We start from the raw sequence: 1123 nt of genomic DNA on the forward strand, positions 1-1123 counted from the left end.
AGCATGAGCGGCTGTGCGAACGCGGCGTGAAGCGGGCTGCCGGGGACGTCGGCGGGGCTCGACGTGCCGTCGAATGCGGGCAGGACGATCGAGCTCATGCGGCGGTACTGCTTGGTTCGCTAAGACGCTCGCGGCTGCGCTTCGCCGTCGCGGTTTCGAAGTCCAGCACGTTGATCGACGCGATCGCATCGCGCTCCACTTGTTCGACGAGTTCGAGTTCCCACGCGAGATACGCGTTCATCTGCTCGGCGACGCGGCCGGGCTCGGCGTGGTACGGGCTGTACCAGGCGTCGTCGTCGCCAGTGAGGTTGTTCGAATCGCCCGATTCCAGCGGCAGCCCGAGCGCGATCCAGCGGCGCGTGCCGCCGATCAGGGCGGCGATATCCGGGCGATGCGCCGAGAGTTCCGCCGCGACGAGTCCGGCGAGTACGCCGTCTTCGGAAGTCAGCACGATCTGTTGGTCGCGCGGAAAGCCGTCGAGACGCGCGCGCAGTCCGCTCGCGGCGATGAAGCGCGCGTCCGCTACATGATTGCGCCTGAAGGCGAGGCTGCTGTCGATATCGATCGTTTGCGCTTTGCCTTCGCCGATCGCGCGCGACAGCGCGTCCGGCTCGATCCAGTGCGTGCGCGCGCCGTGCGGACGGATGTTCAATGGCTCGGGTCCGGCTTCGTATGTATCGGCAGTGAGCGCGGCGCTTGCTGCGTCGTCGAGAACATGCACGTCGAGATAGCCCAGTTGCCTGAGCCACGATGCGGTCATGCGGGCGCGTACGCCGTCGTCGTCGCGCAGGACCACGCGGGCGTGCAGCGTGCCCACGTATTCATCGGTCGCTTGCACGAGCTGGCCACCCGGCGCCGAGCGCCAGCCTGAGGGATGACCCGCTTCGTATTCGAGCGGATCGCGCACGTCGAAGCGATACAGCGTGTGCTCGTCGCTCTCGCGTTCGAGCAGGGCGAGCGTCGCGCCGTCGATCACCGGCACTTGGGCTTTGCGCGCGGCAGCAGCGGCGAGTCCACGCGCGGTGGCGAGCGTCGCCGCATCGGGACGCGGCGCGGTGCGAATCTCGCCATGCTCGATTTCGAGCCCTGCGAGCAGCCACGACATCGAGCCGCCTGTCAACGC

1 protein-coding gene is annotated in these 1123 nt (G+C 67.9%); it reads right to left on the minus strand.

All coding sequences use genetic code 11. The features are described from left to right. Nucleotides 1-94: 94 nt before the first annotated feature. The coding region (locus tag AWB67_RS38320; protein ID WP_327367245.1) for a rhodanese-like domain-containing protein at nt 95-1123 on the minus strand (1029 nt) is incomplete at its 5' end.

It is taken from the genome of Caballeronia terrestris (genome assembly GCF_001544515.1).
Lineage (GTDB): Bacteria > Pseudomonadota > Gammaproteobacteria > Burkholderiales > Burkholderiaceae > Caballeronia > Caballeronia terrestris.